This is a genomic window from Mesorhizobium sp. B2-3-5 (genome assembly GCF_006442395.1).
Taxonomy (GTDB): domain Bacteria; phylum Pseudomonadota; class Alphaproteobacteria; order Rhizobiales; family Rhizobiaceae; genus Mesorhizobium.
Window position 1 is genome coordinate 18,854 of sequence record NZ_VFVX01000001.1, and the last position, 15,942, is coordinate 34,795.

Sequence of the window (15,942 nt, forward strand, 5' to 3'; positions counted from 1 at the left end):
AATCACCAATTGAAACATATAAGATAAACATCAATAAAATAAAGTTAGACGCGAAAGAAATCGGGATTATTACATAAATGTGACGATGTGCCATTTGTGCTGCTTTTAAAATGAAGGCGCATGAATTAGTGTTATTTGTGCAACACGGATTTAATCTGTGGCAGGAATCCGGCGTATTTATGGAATTGTCATTGAAGGCTGAGGATCGGTGAGTATGTTCGCGATCGAAAAGGGGTCGCGGTGCGAGCCGTTTTCGCTGTGGGGGTGAGGCGAAATTGATCCGTCTTCCACAAATCCGAAGCTAATTTTTTTAACTTGACTGGAGAGGTCAGAAAATGAACATCAAGAGCCTCCTTCTCGGCTCAGCCGCGGCACTGATCGCGGTCTCCGGCGCACGCGCCGCGGACGCCGTCGTCGTCGCCGAACCGGAACCGGCCGAATACGTCAAGATCTGCGACGTCTACGGCGCTGGTTACTTCTACATCCCGGGCACCGAGACCTGCCTGCGCATCGGCGGCTATGTGCGTTATGACATCGGCGTCGGCGATACCGGCTCGCTCGATGGTGTCAACCACGTCCCGGATCATCAGGACGCCGGCACCACTCATTCGACCTATTACAAGAACACCCGCTTCACGCTGAAGACCTGGACCGGCCAGGAGACCGAACTCGGTACCCTGAAGACCTACACCGAGACCCGGTTCAACTACGGCAACAGCAGCGGCGACTATACCAACCAACTTCCAACCAATACGAGCAGGGACGACTGGCAGGGCCGTAACAAGTCTCTCTCGCTGCGTTTCGCCTATATCCAGCTCGGCGGCCTGCGCGTCGGTAAGGACGATACGGCTTTCGATACGTTCATCGGCTACGCCGGCAACGTCATCCAGGATACGCTGGTTCCGTATGGCGGCCAGGAGAGCAACGTCGTTCAGTACTACTTCGACGCGGGCAACGGCATCTCGGCCATGGTCTCGCTCGAAGAAGGCGCCGGCTCGGTGGGCACCATCGACAGCTACGTTCCGCATGTCGTCGGCGGCTTGAAGTACAAGGCCGACTGGGGTGCGATCACCGGTGTTGTCGCCTATGACAGCAATTACGAGGAAGTGGCCGGCAAGGTTCGTTTGGACGTCAACGTCACCAAGGAACTGTCGCTGTTCGTCATGGGCGGTTACGGTTCGGACAATAACCTCAACGACGATGCCGGTAACGTCATCGACGCTCACGGCCGTGGCTTCTACAAGCAGTGGGGCGGCAACTGGGCAGTCTGGGGCGGCGGCACCTACAAGTTCAACGCCAAGACGTCGTTCAATGCCCAGGTCTCTTATGACGACTGGAAGAACCTCGGCATCGCCGCTAACGTAGCCTATACCGTTGTGCCCGGCTTTGTGGTCACGGCTGAAGTCGATTACCTGAACGCTGGGAAGTTCGGCGACGTCGACTTCAACAATTGGACCAAGGCCAACAAGAAGAGCAGCCTCGGCGGTATCCTCCGCTTCCAGCGCTCGTTCTAAAGCACCAACTGATCTATAAGATCGCCCGCAGCATATCGCTGCGGGCGGTTTTTTATCTGTAGGTCGAGCGCTGATTCGCCAGTCACCTGGGCCGCATCTTGATTTCGCCATCCGATCGGTGAAAGCTCAGGCATGGAATGGCGCGACGAGGGAATCATTCTCGGCACCCGCAGGCATGGCGAAACCAGCGCCATTCTCGAGGTGATGACCAGAGCGCATGGCCGCCATCTCGGTCTCGTGCGTGGCGGCCGCTCGCGTAAGCAGCAACCCGTTCTCCAGCCCGGAAATCGCGTCGATCTCTGGTGGCGGGCTCGGCTCGACGAGCATCTCGGCACGTTCCAGGCCGAAGCGATCGAGATGAACGCCGCCCGGCTGATGGACAGCGCCGTTGCAGTCTACGGGCTGCAGACCATGGCCGCGCATCTGCGCCTGCTGCCGGAGCGCGACGCCCATGGCGGCCTTTACGAAGCGCTCGCCGTGATGATCGTTCATCTTGACGATGCCGATGCGGCTGGCGAACTGGTGGCACGCTTCGAACTTCTGATCCTCGATGAACTCGGCTTTGGCCTCGACCTCAGCCAATGCGCCGCCACCGGCACGCGGCAGGATCTTGCCTATGTCTCACCGAAGTCGGGCCGCGCGGTTTCGCGCGAAGCCGGCGCTCCATGGCGCGACAAGATGCTGGCGCTGCCGGCGTTCCTGCAGCGCGGCTCCGGCCTGCGTGGGGATCCGGTGGCGATCGAGGATGCCTTCCGGCTGACCGGCTTCTTCTTCACCCGCCACGTCTATGAGCCGCGCGGTATCGACGAGCCCGACGCCCGCAGCGGTTTTCTTGCCGCACTGCGCAAGCACCATGCCACACGCAAGACCATCGCCGGAGACAATGCTGCATGAGCGAAGTCGAGCTCTATCCGGGCCGAGTCTCGCCGCTCGGCCTCGGCACAATCCCGCACGCCGACATAACGAAATATACCGGCCTCGAACTTCTGCAGCGCATTATCGACGGCAAATATCCGGCACCCCCGATCTCCTATCAACTCAGCTTCGCGTTAACTGAAGTAGAGAAAGGCCGCGCCGTGTTCCGTGGCGTGCCAAGTGAGCGCCACCTCAACGTGCAGACGCTGCTCGAAAAGGGCGAGGCCTAACACGACCGCGGAATTCAAGGTGAACCTCACGCGGCCGATCACGCCCAGGACCGGCGAGGTGGTCTGCGAAGGCAAAGTGGTCCACAAGGGCCGCACGCTTGCGGTTTCGGAAGCGACGCTGAAGCATGCCAGCGGCAAGCTTCTGGCTTTCGGCACCGAGACATGTTCGGTATTTCCGGCCGCCAATCTGGCGGCACGTTGAGTTTTCCAGCCGCCTGGCCGCCGCATTTGAATGTCAGTGAGACGAAACGTCAGTGAAAACTGGCCTGGTTTGAGGGAACCGCCATGTTTGAGAACCTGATCGGCCTTGTCGCCATCATCGCCCTGTTTGTCATCATGTCGCGCCAGCAGAACCGCATCGGCCTGATCGAGCGCGAACTTGGCGCCCTGCGTAGCCTTGTGCTCTCAGGCGCTGCGCCGCCCATGGCCAAGCCGACCGAACAGACTCCGGCCGATGGCAAGTTGGACGAGGCGCCGGTGGCAGTGGCGGCCGCCGATATCGCCTCGCCGGCGGCGGGCGAGCCGATCACCGCGCAGGGGCCGGCCACGGAAGTGGAAACTCTGACCGGCGAGGTCCTGGCTGGCCCGTGGAACCCAGGCGAGGCGACACAGAAGGCAACGGAACCTGCCGCGCCGGCAGCCGCTGCGAAAGCCGCTCGCCGGTCCGACGTCGAAACGGCGCTTGGCACCCGCTGGGCCGTCTGGGTCGGTGGCATCGCGCTGGCACTGGGCGGGCTGTTCCTGATTCGCTACACCATCGAGGCCGGCATTTTCGGCCCCGGCGTGCGGCTCACCATGGCGGCGGTGCTTGGGGTGGTGCTGGTTGCCGCTGGCGAGTTCATTCGCCGCACCGGCTTCAAGGTGCCGGTGCAAGGTGCGGCCGGCGCCTACATTCCGGCGGTCCTGACGGCGGCCGGCGCCTTCATCCTGTTCGGCGCTGTCTATGCCGCTCACGGCATCTACGGCTTCATCGGGCCGGCACTTGCCTTCACGTTGCTCGGTGCCATCGGCATCGCCACCATTGCCGCCGCTCTCGTCCACGGCCAAGCGCTGGCCGGCATCGGCCTCGTCGGCGCCATTGTAACCCCAATGCTGGTTGCCTCGCAGGCGCCCAATCCCTGGGCGCTGTTCGGCTATCTCGCCATCGTGCTGGCCGCCACAGGCGTTATCGCTCGCATGCGCGACTGGAAATTGCTGATGGCGGCCGCTTTTGCCGGCACGGGCATCTGGACCGTCCTTTACATGATGGATGCGCCAGGCGCGAACCTCTCCGCCATCCTGTTCATCGACGCCGTCACGCTCGCCGTACTCGCCTTTGCCTGGCTCGGCCGCCGTGGCGGCGAAACCGAACCGGCCAAGGCATTCGACTGGCCATCCATCGTGCCTGGCTTGTTCATCGCATTCTCTGCGCTGGGCCTGTCGGTCGACCCGGTCTTTGGCGCTGCCGGCTATGCCTTGCCGGGCGCGGGGTTGCTTGCCGCGATGGTGGCCGTCGCGCTCTACCGCCCGCTGGCGCTGCCGCTGCTCTATGCCGCCGGGCTGGCGACGGTGCTGATCTATCTCGGCATCATCCCGCCGACCTCGATCACTTCCGACTTTTCGGGTGGCGTCTTGGGTGTTGATGGCTCGCCTTTGGCCATCGCCAATACGCTGACATTGCGCATTGGCCTCGCGCTGGGCCTCGTCTTCATTGTCGCCGGGCTCTGGGCGGCGCGAAGATTTGCCGCCGCAACACAGATCCGCGCCGCCTCATGGGCGGCATGGGGCGTTATCGTGCCGCTGGTCATCCTGCTGGCGCTGTGGTTCACCTTTGGCAATCTCGACCGCGACTTTGCCTATGCCGCCGTCGCAGCTCTTCTGGTTGTGGTTTTCGCCACTGGCGGCGAGTGGATCGCGCGGGCCGAGGAGGCGCCGCTCAAGGGCGGCATGGCGGTGTCGTTTGCCTTGGGTGGCGCGGCGGTCGCCGGCCTGCTGATGCTGCACATGGCTTTCGTTTCCGGCTGGACCACTGTCCTGCTGGGTGCCGCGGCCATTGTGCCCGCATTGGCGACCCGCTGGCGCTCTTATCCCGTGCTCGGCTGGATTGCGGTCGGCGCGGTGATTGCTGTGCTTGGCCGCGTCGCCTTCGATCCGACCATCGTCGGCGCGGAATTCCTTTCCAGGAAGCCGGTGTTCAACTGGCTGCTGCTTGGCTACGGCATACCCGCGCTCGCTTTCGGCTTCACCGCCTGGCAGCTCGCCCGCACCACCAATGGCCGCCCGCGCCTCGCCATGGAAGCGGCAGCGGCGCTGTTTGCGCTGCTCACCATTGCCATGTTGGTGCGTCATGCGATGCATGGCGGCATCATCAACAGCGATGCGCCAACGCTTGCCGAGCAGGCGATCTATACGCTGATCGCCATCGGCGCCGGCGCCATCCTGGTCGCCATAGACCGGCGCTCGCCAAGCTCGGTGCTGCGTTACGGCTCGATGGCCGCCGGCGTGGTTTCAGCCGCTTTCGTCATCGTCCAGCACTTCCTGGTGCTCGATCCGCTGTTAACGGACGAATCAACTGGCCGGATTCCGGTCTTCAACCTGTTGTTCCTGGCCTATCTCTTGCCGGCCGTCGCCGCCGGCGGGTTGGCGCTCTATGCCCGAGGCAAGCGGCCGAAATGGTATTCGGCGATGCTGGCGCTGGTCGCGGCTCTTCTTGCCTTCGCCTATGCCACGCTGTCGGTAAGACGCCTGTTCAAGGGCGAGTTCATCGGCCTGTGGAGCGGACTCGGTCAGCTGGAGACCTACACTTATTCGGCGTTGTGGCTGGTCATCGGCGTAGCATTGCTCACCGCCGGCGTCTTGCTGAGGTCGCAAGTGCTGCGCGTTGCCTCCGCCGTGCTGATCGCGGTCGCTGTGCTGAAGGTCTTCCTGTTCGACATGTCGGAACTGGAAGGCGTGCTCAGGGCGCTGTCCTTCATCGGCCTGGGCGCCGTGCTGATCGGCATTGGCCTGTTCTACCAGCGGCTTCTGACGCGGGCGGCGAGGGAGACGGTATCTGTAGACGAGCAATGACGGGGGAAATTCAATCCAGCCGGGAATAAACCGGCACCCGCCAGCGTTATCTCATTGCTTGGGTGACCGGGGCGGCGGACCGCTTCGCGCTGGCCGCTTGCGCCACGCCGGCAAGGCGCGTTCAATCGAGATCAACAAGGGCGACCTCAGAACCAGCGGTCATGGACGAAAAGAAAGCAGCAATCCTTGGCGAAATACCGCGCCTGCGCCGCTACGCACGCTCGCTTTTGCGCGACCGCGATGCTGCCGACGACCTCGTTCAGGACTGCCTCGAGCGCGCACTGCTGCGGCTCGACAACTGGCAGACAGGAGAAAGCCCCAGGAGGTGGCTGTTTACGATCATGCATCATTTGTTCATCGACCAGATGCGCAAGGTGAACCGCCGCGGCGAAGCGGCGATGCTGCCGCTGGAGGCGGGCGAGACGGTAGCCCAGCCTGCCGAGCAATTGGACGGCATCGCCTCACGCGAGATCATCGACGCATTGCAGGCGATCAGCCCCGATCGCCGCGCGGCCCTTGTCATGGTTGCCATTGAAGGCTTCTCCTACGCCGAAGCCGCCAACATTCTGGGCGTGCCCGCCGGTACGCTGATGTCGCGCATTGCGCGCGGGCGTGAGGAACTGCGTGGGTTGCTGGACGACACGGCACGCCGCCGCACGATAAGGATCGTCGAGAAATGATCCGCCGCGATTTTTCCGAACGTGACATCCACATGGCGCTCGACGGCGAACTGCCGCCCGATGAGCGTGTCACCTATGAAGCCTGGCTCGAGGCCAATCCTGAGATGAAGGCCAGGAGCGTCCGCTTCACCGCCGACCGGGAGGCATTGCGCGCCGCCCTTGCCGGCGTGCTGGATGAGGCCGTACCAGTGCGATTGCGCAAGGTCGTGCTCGGCGAAACGCCGGTCAAGGCAGAGGCGCCACGTTCACGCTGGTGGCTTGGCGCGGCCGCGGCCGTGCTTCTGGCTGCGGGTGGATTTGGCGGCTACGTTGCCGGCATTGACGGCATCGGACAGGAGGATCAGGCGGAAGACCGGCTGGCCGAACAGGCGATTGCCGCCCATGTCATCTACGCGGCCGAGAAGCGGCACGCGGTGGAAGTGCCCGCCAGCGACAAGGATCATTTGCAGACCTGGCTGTCCAACCGGGTCGGCCTGAAGCTGGTGGCGCCGGACCTGACCGCGAACGGTTTTCAACTGATCGGCGGCCGGCTGCTGCCGGCCGGCGAAAGCAAGGCCGCGATGCTGCTCTACGAGGACGACAAGGGAGAGCGCATATCCCTCTTCGTGACGGCGGAATCGGCGGAAAATGCCACGGGCACCTATGCTTCGGCGCAGGCGGGTCCGCAGGCCATCTACTGGCTGGACAAGGGCTATGGCTGCGCCGTCGTTGGCTCGCTGCCGCGTGAGCAATTGGCAGTGGTGGCAAAGAGCGCTTATGGCCAGCTTTTGGCAGGTCTCGCAAGCTGAGTTGGCGGCTATTTTCGCAGCCGGCGGAGCCTCAAGACAGCGATCCTATTCAAAGCAGGCCGCTTCCATGCCGTCGAGGAAACTGTCACAATTCGGCCCTAATCAAGGAGCGATAGCGCTTCATGAATACCGGCGCTTCGGCCGGTGTTTGCGACGCTTTTGACCGGGGCCGTTTCCGCAACCCAATCGAGGTTTTCTCAAGTCGCATGCCTGCCGATATCCGCACGGCCCGCGCGTCTGACGTCGATGATCTCGCCGCCATCGAGAAAGCCGTTTTCTCGAGCGATCGCATTTCGCGACGCTCTTTTCGTCTGTTCATCGAGCGTGAGACCGCCGAGACGCTGGTCGCCGAAGTCGACGGCCGCGTCGCCGGCTATGCGATCGTGCTGTTTCGCAAGGGCAGTGGCGTCGCACGGCTCTATTCCATAGCTGTCGGCCCGTTTTTCGGCGCGCTCGGCATCGGGCGCCAGCTGTTGTCGTCGGCGGAGGAGGCGGCCTTCGAGCACGATCGTATGATGCTGCGTCTCGAAGTGCGCGAAGACAACGGCCGTGCCATCCGCATCTACGAGCTTGCTGGCTACCGCAAGATTGGCCGGGAGCCTGGCTACTACGAGGACGGCGCGACCGCGCTTCGTTATGAAAAGACCTTGCGCGGCGACCTTGCGGTCGCCACCCGGGTGCCATTCTATCAACAGACCTGCGAATTCACCTGCGGCCCCTGTTGCCTGATGATGGCCATGGCCAATTTCGACCGCGGTTTCGTGCCCGATCCGGTGATGGAAATCCGCCTCTGGCGCGAGGCGACGACTGTCTTCATGATGTCTGGACCGGGCGGCTGCGAACCGTTCGGCCTGGCTGTCTCGGGGTACGAAAGCGGGCTCGCCGCGGAAATCTTTGTTTCCTTCTACGGCGCGCTGTTCCTGCAGTCGGTGCGCAGCGAGGAAAAGCGCCGGGTAATGGAACTGGCCCAGGTCGACTTTCGCCGCCGCACGGAACTTTACGGCATCCCGGTGAATTACCGCTCGTTCACCATCGATGACATCAGAACCGCGATCGCCGCGGGAAAGCTGGTGCTGGTGCTGATCAGCGGCTTCCTGATGTTCGGCAAGAAGGTGCCGCACTGGGTGCTGGCCATCGGCGATGACGGCGATCATATTCTGATCCACGATCCCTGGGTCGAGGACGAAAGGCAGGAAACCATCCTTGATGCCGCCAACATTCCCGTGCCCTACGGCATCTTCATGAACATGGCGCAGTTCGGCCGCGACGGACTGCGCGCCGCCATCACTCTGGGGAAGCGCGACACACAATGACCTGGGTCATCCTTACCGGCAGGCAGAGCGATCTCGACCAGGTGGCGACACCGCACAAGATCATCACCAATCGCGACTATCTTGCACATCCGGCGCTGTTCCGGGGCCAGCGGCCGAAGGTCATCAATCTGTCGAACAACTACGGCTACCAGAGCCGCGGCTACTATGCCTCGCTGCTGGCGAGCTCGCGCGGTCACAAGGTCATCCCGACCGTCGAGACGATGATCGACCTGTCGGAGCGCAAGCTCTATGAGCATGCGCTGCCGGAACTGGAGCTGGCGCTCAACAAATGCCGCAAGGATCTCGGCGGCGCCTTTCCGGCGAAGGTGTGCATCTTCTTCGGCATCGGGCCCTCCAAGGTGTGGGACCGTTTCGCCAAGCTGTTGTTCGACTGGTTCAGGGCGCCGGCGCTCGAGGTCCATATCAAGGACAGCGCCGAATGGGCCTCGATCCGTAAGATCGGCTTCCATCCGCTGGCGCGGATGACCGAGGAAGAAGAGGCGCACTTCATCCAGTGCCTGGAGACCTACACCAACCGCGAGTGGCGCGACACCAAGGGCCGCACGCCGGCGCGCTACACCTTCGCCACGCTCGTCGATCCGCATGAGGAATTGCCCCCGTCGGAAATCTCGTCGCTGCGCTACTGGGCCAAGATCGCCGAAAAGATGGGGGTCGAAATCGAGCCCATCACCAGGAAGGATCTCGCCAAGCTCGCGAATTACGACGCGCTGTTCATCCGCGAGACCACCTCGATCTCCAATCACACCTATCGTTTCGCCCGCCGCGCCCAGCAGGAAGGCATGCCGGTCATCGATGATCCGCTGTCGATGATCCGCTGTACCAACAAGGTCTATCTCAACGAGTTGATGTCCTACAACAAGGTGCCGGTGCCGCCGACGGTGATGATCGCCGGCGCTTCGGATCTCGAGCTTGCGGCGCAGACGCTGGGGTTCCCGCTGGTGCTGAAGATCCCGGATTCGTCCTTCTCGCGTGGCGTCAAGAAATGCGCCAGCTTCGAGGAGCTGAGGACGCTTGCAACCGAATGGCTGGAGGATTCCGACCTCCTCATCGCGCAGAAATTCATCCCGACCGAATATGACTGGCGCGTTGGCGTGCTCGGCGGTCAGCCATTGTTTGCCGTGCACTATCTGATGGCCAAGAAGCACTGGCAGATCGTCAACCACAAGGCCAATGGCAAGCCAGACCAGGGCGGCATCAAGACCTTCACGCTGAAGGAGACGCCGGCCCACGTCGTCGAGACGGCGGTGAAGGCAGCGCGCTGCATCGGCGACGGCCTCTACGGCGTCGACCTCAAGGAGACCAAGGACGGCGTCTTCGTCATCGAGGTCAACGACAATCCCAACCTCGACCATGGCTGGGAGGATTCGGGCGAGAAGGACGAGGTCTGGGTCCGGCTGACGCAATGGTTCCTTGAGCGGCTCGAGCGGCCGGGGCGATAATTCACCGAGGGGAACATGCAGTTCATCGTGATCGAGGATTTCACCGGCCGCGACCGTAAGGACATCTACCGTCGCTTCCGCGACCGGGGCCGCCTGAAGCCGGAGGAGCTTGTGGTGCACCACAGCTGGATCGCGGCGGATATGAGCCGCTGCTTCCTGCTGGTGGAGGCCGACGACGTCACGCTCCTGCAGCGTTGGGTCATCGAATGGGCGGATCTGGTCGAGTTCGAGATCGTCCCGGTGGCCACCAGCAAGGACATGGTGGCGGCGCTGAGCGGGCAACTTTGACCATCGCCCATATGTCGGGTCAACAGAGCGCCGGCGAGCCCACTGCGCGCCGGCATTCATTGATCAGCCAATCGCGAAACGCCACCACGACATCGCGCCTAGCGCTCCGCTCCGGGATCGTCAGGCAATAGGACTGGCGCAATGCAATCGCCCTTGCGGCGGGCCGCACCAACCTGCCGTCCTCCACCGCCTCGGCGCAGTAGACCCCTTGTGCCAGTGCCACGCCCAGCCCCGAAATGGCGAGGTCGAGGGCCGCGCGCGACGAGTTGGCCGACAGGCCGCGCTGCGCCGCCCGGCCTGGTTCGACGCCGGCCGCCTCGAACCAGTTGCGCCAGGACGGAAATGACGCGCCCGTCGGTCCCCAGTCGGTGTGGATCAGCGGCAGCCCGGCGAGCGCATCGCCATCCGCCTTGATCATGCCGGAAAGCTGTGGCGCGCAGACGGGATAGACGGCGTCCCGGACGATCTCTTCGGTCGGGTGCTCGCGATAATGCGGACCGTAGGAGAGCCGGATGTCGATCAACTCACGGTCGAACGGCACCGGGTCGTCATCGCCGCGAAGCGATATATCGGCGGCGCCATGGCTTGCGACGAAGCCCGCGAGACGCCGCGAAAGCCAGCCCATCGCCATGGACGGCGGCACCGAGACCACCAGACGCGGGCGGAAGGCATCGCCGCTCAGTTCGCGCGAGACACTGCCGATTTCCTGGAAGGCCATGGTCAGCCGTGGCAGCATTTCGACTCCTGCCTCGCTTAGGACAACTCTACGGTTGACCCGATGAAACAGCTTGCGGCCCATCTGCTCCTCGACGGTGCGGATAAGCTGGCTGATGGCGGCGGCCGAGACGGAAAGCTCTTCCGCCGCCGCGGCGAAGCTGCCGGTACGCGCCGCAGCCTCGAAAGCCTGAAGTCCTTTTAGGGATGGAAGTGCGACCATGATCGGCAGATAGATAAGTTAAGCTTATCAAAATTGCAGAAATCGTTGTTTTTGGAAAGGTTTTTTAGCGACTAGAGTGGGCCTTATCAAATCTCCAGCCTGGATCGAGGCCAATGGACCACCGTGACATAATTGCATCCTTGGCCCCGGAAGAGCGCAATCGCCTGACGGCCAAGTCGGATGTCGCCGGTCTCGTCCAGCTCGGCGCTCACTGGGGCGCGATTGTGGTCATTGGGTTGCTGATTGCGGCCAAGGCACCATTCTGGCCACTGCTGATGCTGCCGCAAGGCATCCTCATCGTGTTCCTGTTCACGCTGCTGCACGAGACGGTTCATCGCACGGCCTTCGAGACTCAGTGGCTGAACGATGCCGTGGCCCGGCTGTGCAGCCTGGCGCTCGCGCTGCCAGCCGACTGGTTCCGCTACTTCCACTTCGCCCATCACCGCTTCACCCAGGATCCGGAAAATGATCCGGAACTGGCCTTTCCCAAACCCGAAACGCTGCGGCAGTACCTCGTGCATGTTTCCGGAATCCCGGTGTGGTGGGGCCATCTCAAGACCCTCTATGCCAATGCGATGGGTAAATGCCGGGATAGCTACGTGCCACCGAAAGGCCGGCCCAAGGTGCGGGCCGAGGCGCGCGCCATGATTGCCTTCTACGCCGTGGTCCTTCTGCTCGCCGCGTATTTCCGGCTCACCGTGCTGCTCTATGTCTGGATCATCCCCGCTCTGCTCGGACAGCCATTCTTGCGCCTCTATCTCTTGGCCGAGCACGGCCGCTGTCCGTTCGTTGCCAACATGCTGGAAAACACCAGGACGACGCTGACCAATTGGGCGGTGCGCAAGCTGGCCTGGAACATGCCCTTTCACGCCGAGCATCATGCCTATCCCGGTGTGCCGTTTCATCAACTGCCGCGGTTCCATGCTCTGATCGAGCGGCACCTCAACGTCGTCGAGCCCGGCTATGTCAGCTTCCACGAGAAATACCTGGAAACACTGAGTTGACCTTGCACGGATGCGATCAGCCGGTTTGGCTGTGTAGCGCACGCGATTTCAGCAGACGACGGATGGCCGCCGCTTTTGCCGGCACCCCAATCAAATACCCCTGCGCCTCGACACAGCCATTCTCGCGCAGCATGTCGAGTTGCACCTCGGTCTCGACGCCCTCTGCCGTGACAACAATGCCAAGCTCGGTGCCGAGCCCGATGATGGTGCGAACGATCGCCGCCGTATCGCGGTTGCCGATGTCGCGAATGAAGGAGCGGTCGATCTTGATCTTGTCGACCGGGAAACGCCTGAGGTAGCCAAGCGAGGAATAGCCGGTGCCGAAATCATCGAGCGCGATGCGGATGCCGAGTTCGCGCAACTGCCGTAGCGTCTTCAGCATGGCTTTGCTCTCATCCATCAGCACGGTTTCGGTGATTTCCAGTTCCAACTGGCCGGCCGGCACCTCGGAAAAGGCCAGAGCCGAGATCACGCCGCGGGCAAACCCGCCGCTTTTGAGCTGCACGGCCGAGACATTGACGGCAATGCGCAAGCCGGGAGGCCAGCTTGCCGCCGCCGCACAGGCCGTCCTCAATGCCCAGTCGCCAAGCGGCACGATCAGTCCGGTTTCTTCGGCGACCGGGATGAATTGATCCGGAGCGACAGTGCCGCGCGCCGGCGAACGCCAGCGCATCAAGGCCTCCGCGCCGATGATCTCGCCGGAGGCGATGTTCATGATAGGCTGAAAGTCGAGATCGAATTCCTGGCGTGGCAGCGCGGTCTCGAGGTCGACTTCAAGCGCCCGGCGGGCTTGCACCATGGCGTCCATTCCGGGTTCGAAGAAGCGATAAAGGTTGCGCCCCTCGCTCTTCGCCCGATAGAGCGCCGTATCGGCGTTTTTCAGCAGCGTATCGGCGTCCTTGCCGTCGTTGGGGAAAACGGCGATGCCCAGGCTGATCCCGACATGCATGTCCCGGCCCTTGTCGCGAAACGGTTTTGCGATTGCCTCGACGATGCGCTTCGCCAGTTTTTCAGCATTGGCGATGTCCTTGAAGTGGAACTGCATGACGACGAATTCGTCGCCGCCGAAGCGGGCGACGATGTCTGTTTCACTGCGCAGGCAACGCTGCAGCCTCTCGGCGACGCTTTTCAGCAGCCAGTCGCCGGCAGGGTGTCCCCAGGTGTCGTTGACCGCCTTGAAGCGATCGAGATCGAGCGAGAAGATCGCCAGCGGCGTTGCCGCCACGTCTTCGAGCGCCAGGTCGAGCCGTTCGCGAAACATCGAGCGGTTGGGTAGTCCGGTCAGCGTGTCGTGATGCGCAAGATGGGTCATGCGCTCTTCGGTACGGCGGCGTTCGGTAACGTCGTCGAAGGTCGCCACCCAGCCGCCGCCGCTCATCGGCTGGCGTGTGACCAGAATCGTCCTGCCGTCGGTAAGATGCCGATAGGCCGAATGCATTTTCCCCGCCCGCCGGCAGGCTTCGGTCTTGGCGACCTCGCTGTCGACGTCGATCTTCGTGTAGATGCCGAGTTCCAGCAATCGTTCGAGCGCATCGCGATGCGTCGTTCCGAGTGGGAAATCCGCCGCGGTAACGTTGTAGAGTTCCAGGAAACGCCCGTTACGTACGATCAGCTTGCCGTCGGCATCGTACATCATCAGGCCTTGCGACATGTTGGCAAGCGCGGCGTCGAAACGGCGATGCTGCTCCTTGAGATCCTGCTCGGCGCGCCGCTGTTCGGTGATGTCCTCGTAGATCGAGACCCAGCCGCCCGGGGCCAGCGGGCGGTGCGAGATGCTGATGATGCGGCCATCCGACAGCGTCTCTTCGTAGGTCGAGGGTTTTGCCTGATCGATATAGGGCTTACGGATGGCGTAGAGTTCATCGGCACTTTGCGAGGCGACGCCGATGTCGACACTGTGCCGCAGGATGTCGATGAAACGGATGCCTGGCCGCATCACCTTGGCGTCGAGACGGAAGATGTTGATGTAGTTGCCGTTGCAGATGATCATGCGCTCATCGGCATCGAACATGCACAGGCCATGCGACATGTTCTCGACCGCGGCTGAAAAACGTTCGTTCTGTTCGCGCAGTTCGTCTTCCATGCGGCGCGAGCGCTCCACGCCTTCGGCTGCCCGCTCCGGGACGACCGAACCATCCTTGACATCCACGACGGGCATGTGGCGCGCCTGCGGTGCGTGATCGAACACCGCACTGTTATCCGTTCCGGTTAATTTAGCGTTTTCTACCCTACCGCTGATGTCGGAACCTGGTGCCGCGATCTATCGAGCGCCGAAAACCGCTTCAGGAAGGCATTCTGCGCCGAGGTCACCGAGCGGGGCGTCAAATCGAAACGCTCGGCGGAAAAACCGCGCGGGCGACCGAAGAATTCGGCTGCTTCGGCGGACGAGAAACCAGCGAGCAGTGTCGCCTCGAAATAGGCGGCGATCTGATCCGCGCGCTTGATCTCCTTGCGCAGCGCCGCTGCCGGTTCAGGAGGCAGCGAGAAGCGCAGATGGATGGCGCGCTGCAGACGCAATTCGCAGTCCTTGTAGCTGCCGCCCATCACCGATTTGAACGGTGAGATCATGTCACCGATGACGTATTCAGGCGCATCGTGCAGCAGCGCCGCCAGCCGGTCGGCGGCGGAAGCCTGGGGTATCAGTTCGGTGAACAGGGCCTCGACCAGCAGCGAATGCTGGGCGACCGAAAAGGCATGCTCCCCGCTGGTCTGGCCATTCCAGCGGGCGACACGGGCAAGCCCGTGGGCAATGTCGGAGATCTCGATATCGAGCGGCGAGGGATCGAGCAGGTCGAGCCGGCGGCCGGACAGCATGCGCTGCCAGGCGCGTGGCGGCGCGCCGGTGCGATCTGCCGCCATCAGGCTTCCTCCGCGCTGACGGCTTCCTGAGGGAAGGTGAAGTTGACCCAGCCGGGGATGGTCAGCGTCACTGGGACATCACCCGCCAGGATCGGCTGGCCGGCGTCCATCGCTGCCTTGACCCTGTCGATACGGGCGATGGCAAGCCCTGTTGTGCCGGCACTCGAGCCTAGCGCGCCGACGGGCCGTCCCTCGACGATCAGTTCGGTGCCCGCGGCCGGCAGCGGAAGCCCGGCCTGGACAACCAGCACACGCCGCCTGGCCGTGCCGCGATGTTGCATGCGCGAGACGACTTCCTGGCCTATATAGCAGCCCTTCTTGAAGCCGACGCCGCCCAGTTCGTCCAGCAGCACGTCATGCGGGAAGGCGTCGCCCAAGGCATAATCAGCGCCGCTTTCGGCAATGCCCTGGGCGGTGCGAAAGGCCTGCCATGCGGCGATGTCGCCGTTTTCCACAGTGCTGGTATAGGAACGCGTCACGCTTTCATCGCGAAAGCGCCTGTCGGCAACTGCTGTTGAATCACTTTGTGAAACGATTGACTCTTTTCCCCACGCAAGGGTGACAAACGCCTGTTCCAGCTTGGCAATTTCGACCTTGGCGCGGAGCTTGTAGAGCGTCAGGCGGCGAACGAAATCATCTGAAATGTCGGCACGGCATTCGAGCCGGAAGGCGTTTTCGCCGGCGCGCGAGATCAGGAAGTCGAACAGGATCTTGCCTTGCGGCGCCAGAAGCGCGCCGGGCTTAGCTTCGCCGTCGCCAAGCGTGTCGAGATCGGTGGTCAGGATATTTTGCAGAAAGTGTTCGGCATCCGGGCCGGAGACGGAGATGAGCGCGCGGTCTTTCAGCTGGGCAAAGGGCATGGGGCGGATAAAAGCCTGATCTTGCAAAACGGTTGGCCATTACGTA

The 15,942-nt window shown here is 62.6% G+C and carries 15 protein-coding genes; 11 read left to right on the forward strand and 4 right to left on the reverse strand.

Annotated elements, in window-relative coordinates; all coding sequences use genetic code 11:
• Positions 1–335 precede the first annotated feature (335 nt).
• The 10 genes from FJ958_RS00105 (at position 336) to FJ958_RS00145 (ending at position 10,236) form a co-directional block, all read left to right on the forward strand.
• Positions 336–1,514: a porin gene (locus FJ958_RS00105; RefSeq protein WP_140737823.1), complete on the forward strand. Its 1,179-nt coding sequence runs from the start codon at positions 336–338 to the stop codon at positions 1,512–1,514.
• 132 nt (positions 1,515–1,646) lie between these two features.
• A complete protein-coding gene (gene recO / locus FJ958_RS00110; RefSeq protein WP_140737826.1) occupies positions 1,647–2,408 on the forward strand; it encodes a DNA repair protein RecO in 762 nt (253 codons plus the stop codon).
• The gene (locus FJ958_RS31865) at positions 2,405–2,659 is read left to right on the forward strand and encodes a hypothetical protein (RefSeq protein ID WP_246679445.1); all 255 of its coding nucleotides are present in this window, start codon (positions 2,405–2,407) and stop codon (positions 2,657–2,659) included. Before recO ends, FJ958_RS31865 begins: the two co-directional genes overlap by 4 nt.
• Positions 2,610–2,861, forward strand: a complete 252-nt coding sequence (locus FJ958_RS31870; protein WP_246679446.1) for a PaaI family thioesterase — start codon at positions 2,610–2,612, stop codon at positions 2,859–2,861. The genes FJ958_RS31865 and FJ958_RS31870 overlap by 50 nt, the downstream gene beginning before the upstream one ends.
• Positions 2,862–2,944: 83 nt before the next feature.
• The gene (locus FJ958_RS00120; protein ID WP_140737829.1) at positions 2,945–5,707 is read left to right on the forward strand and encodes a DUF2339 domain-containing protein; all 2,763 of its coding nucleotides are present in this window, start codon (positions 2,945–2,947) and stop codon (positions 5,705–5,707) included.
• 161 nt (positions 5,708–5,868) lie between these two features.
• On the forward strand, positions 5,869–6,387 hold the full coding sequence (locus FJ958_RS00125) for an RNA polymerase sigma factor (RefSeq protein ID WP_140737832.1): 519 nt from the start codon (positions 5,869–5,871) through the stop codon (positions 6,385–6,387).
• The gene (locus tag FJ958_RS00130) at positions 6,384–7,175 is read left to right on the forward strand and encodes an anti-sigma factor (RefSeq protein WP_140737835.1); all 792 of its coding nucleotides are present in this window, start codon (positions 6,384–6,386) and stop codon (positions 7,173–7,175) included. The genes FJ958_RS00125 and FJ958_RS00130 overlap by 4 nt, the downstream gene beginning before the upstream one ends.
• A gap of 206 nt (positions 7,176–7,381) precedes the next feature.
• Positions 7,382–8,488, forward strand: a complete 1,107-nt coding sequence (locus FJ958_RS00135; RefSeq protein ID WP_140737837.1) for a peptidase C39 family protein — start codon at positions 7,382–7,384, stop codon at positions 8,486–8,488.
• Positions 8,485–9,948: a RimK family protein gene (locus tag FJ958_RS00140; protein ID WP_140737840.1), complete on the forward strand. Its 1,464-nt coding sequence runs from the start codon at positions 8,485–8,487 to the stop codon at positions 9,946–9,948. Before FJ958_RS00135 ends, FJ958_RS00140 begins: the two co-directional genes overlap by 4 nt.
• A 15-nt stretch (positions 9,949–9,963) precedes the next feature.
• On the forward strand, positions 9,964–10,236 hold the full coding sequence (locus FJ958_RS00145; RefSeq protein WP_140737842.1) for a DUF3303 family protein: 273 nt from the start codon (positions 9,964–9,966) through the stop codon (positions 10,234–10,236).
• 19 nt (positions 10,237–10,255) lie between these two features.
• Here the strand turns inward: FJ958_RS00145 and FJ958_RS00150 are convergent, their stop codons facing one another.
• Positions 10,256–11,173, reverse strand: coding sequence for a LysR substrate-binding domain-containing protein (locus FJ958_RS00150; protein WP_140737845.1), 918 nt, complete (start codon positions 11,171–11,173; stop codon positions 10,256–10,258).
• Positions 11,174–11,286: 113 nt separating this feature from the next.
• On the opposite strand from FJ958_RS00150, the gene FJ958_RS00155 reads away from it, so the two are divergent.
• The gene (locus FJ958_RS00155; RefSeq protein ID WP_140737848.1) at positions 11,287–12,177 is read left to right on the forward strand and encodes a fatty acid desaturase family protein; all 891 of its coding nucleotides are present in this window, start codon (positions 11,287–11,289) and stop codon (positions 12,175–12,177) included.
• A gap of 16 nt (positions 12,178–12,193) precedes the next feature.
• On the opposite strand, the gene FJ958_RS00160 is transcribed toward FJ958_RS00155, so the two are convergent.
• The 3 genes from FJ958_RS00160 to FJ958_RS00170 all read right to left on the reverse strand — a co-directional run bounded on the left by FJ958_RS00160 (position 12,194) and on the right by FJ958_RS00170 (position 15,896).
• Complete coding sequence (locus FJ958_RS00160; protein ID WP_140737851.1) at positions 12,194–14,335, reverse strand: EAL domain-containing protein; 2,142 nt, start codon at positions 14,333–14,335, stop codon at positions 12,194–12,196.
• A 65-nt stretch (positions 14,336–14,400) separates the two neighbouring features.
• Positions 14,401–15,036 carry an HD family hydrolase gene (locus FJ958_RS00165; protein WP_140737854.1) on the reverse strand — a complete coding sequence of 212 codons (636 nt, stop codon included), beginning with the start codon at positions 15,034–15,036 and terminating at the stop codon, positions 14,401–14,403.
• Positions 15,036–15,896: a folate-binding protein YgfZ gene (locus FJ958_RS00170; protein ID WP_140737857.1), complete on the reverse strand. Its 861-nt coding sequence runs from the start codon at positions 15,894–15,896 to the stop codon at positions 15,036–15,038. Before FJ958_RS00170 ends, FJ958_RS00165 begins: the two co-directional genes overlap by 1 nt.
• Positions 15,897–15,942: the final 46 nt, after the last annotated feature.

Bases quoted from the DNA above. Each gene is read 5' to 3' on its own strand.
- FJ958_RS00150 (WP_140737845.1), bottom strand. From the start codon at position 11,173: ATGGTCGCACTTCCATCCCTAAAAGGACTTCAGGCTTTCGAGGCTGCG.
- FJ958_RS00160 (WP_140737851.1), bottom strand. From the start codon at position 14,335: ATGCCCGTCGTGGATGTCAAGGATGGTTCGGTCGTCCCGGAGCGGGCA.
- FJ958_RS00135 (WP_140737837.1), top strand. From the start codon at position 7,382: ATGCCTGCCGATATCCGCACGGCCCGCGCGTCTGACGTCGATGATCTC.
- FJ958_RS00120 (WP_140737829.1), top strand. From the start codon at position 2,945: ATGTTTGAGAACCTGATCGGCCTTGTCGCCATCATCGCCCTGTTTGTC.
- FJ958_RS00130 (WP_140737835.1), top strand. From the start codon at position 6,384: ATGATCCGCCGCGATTTTTCCGAACGTGACATCCACATGGCGCTCGAC.
- FJ958_RS31865 (WP_246679445.1), top strand. From the start codon at position 2,405: ATGAGCGAAGTCGAGCTCTATCCGGGCCGAGTCTCGCCGCTCGGCCTC.
- FJ958_RS00165 (WP_140737854.1), bottom strand. From the start codon at position 15,036: ATGGCGGCAGATCGCACCGGCGCGCCGCCACGCGCCTGGCAGCGCATG.
- FJ958_RS00170 (WP_140737857.1), bottom strand. From the start codon at position 15,896: ATGCCCTTTGCCCAGCTGAAAGACCGCGCGCTCATCTCCGTCTCCGGC.
- FJ958_RS00155 (WP_140737848.1), top strand. From the start codon at position 11,287: ATGGACCACCGTGACATAATTGCATCCTTGGCCCCGGAAGAGCGCAAT.
- FJ958_RS00145 (WP_140737842.1), top strand. From the start codon at position 9,964: ATGCAGTTCATCGTGATCGAGGATTTCACCGGCCGCGACCGTAAGGAC.
- FJ958_RS00105 (WP_140737823.1), top strand. From the start codon at position 336: ATGAACATCAAGAGCCTCCTTCTCGGCTCAGCCGCGGCACTGATCGCG.
- FJ958_RS00125 (WP_140737832.1), top strand. From the start codon at position 5,869: ATGGACGAAAAGAAAGCAGCAATCCTTGGCGAAATACCGCGCCTGCGC.
- FJ958_RS00140 (WP_140737840.1), top strand. From the start codon at position 8,485: ATGACCTGGGTCATCCTTACCGGCAGGCAGAGCGATCTCGACCAGGTG.
- recO (WP_140737826.1), top strand. From the start codon at position 1,647: ATGGAATGGCGCGACGAGGGAATCATTCTCGGCACCCGCAGGCATGGC.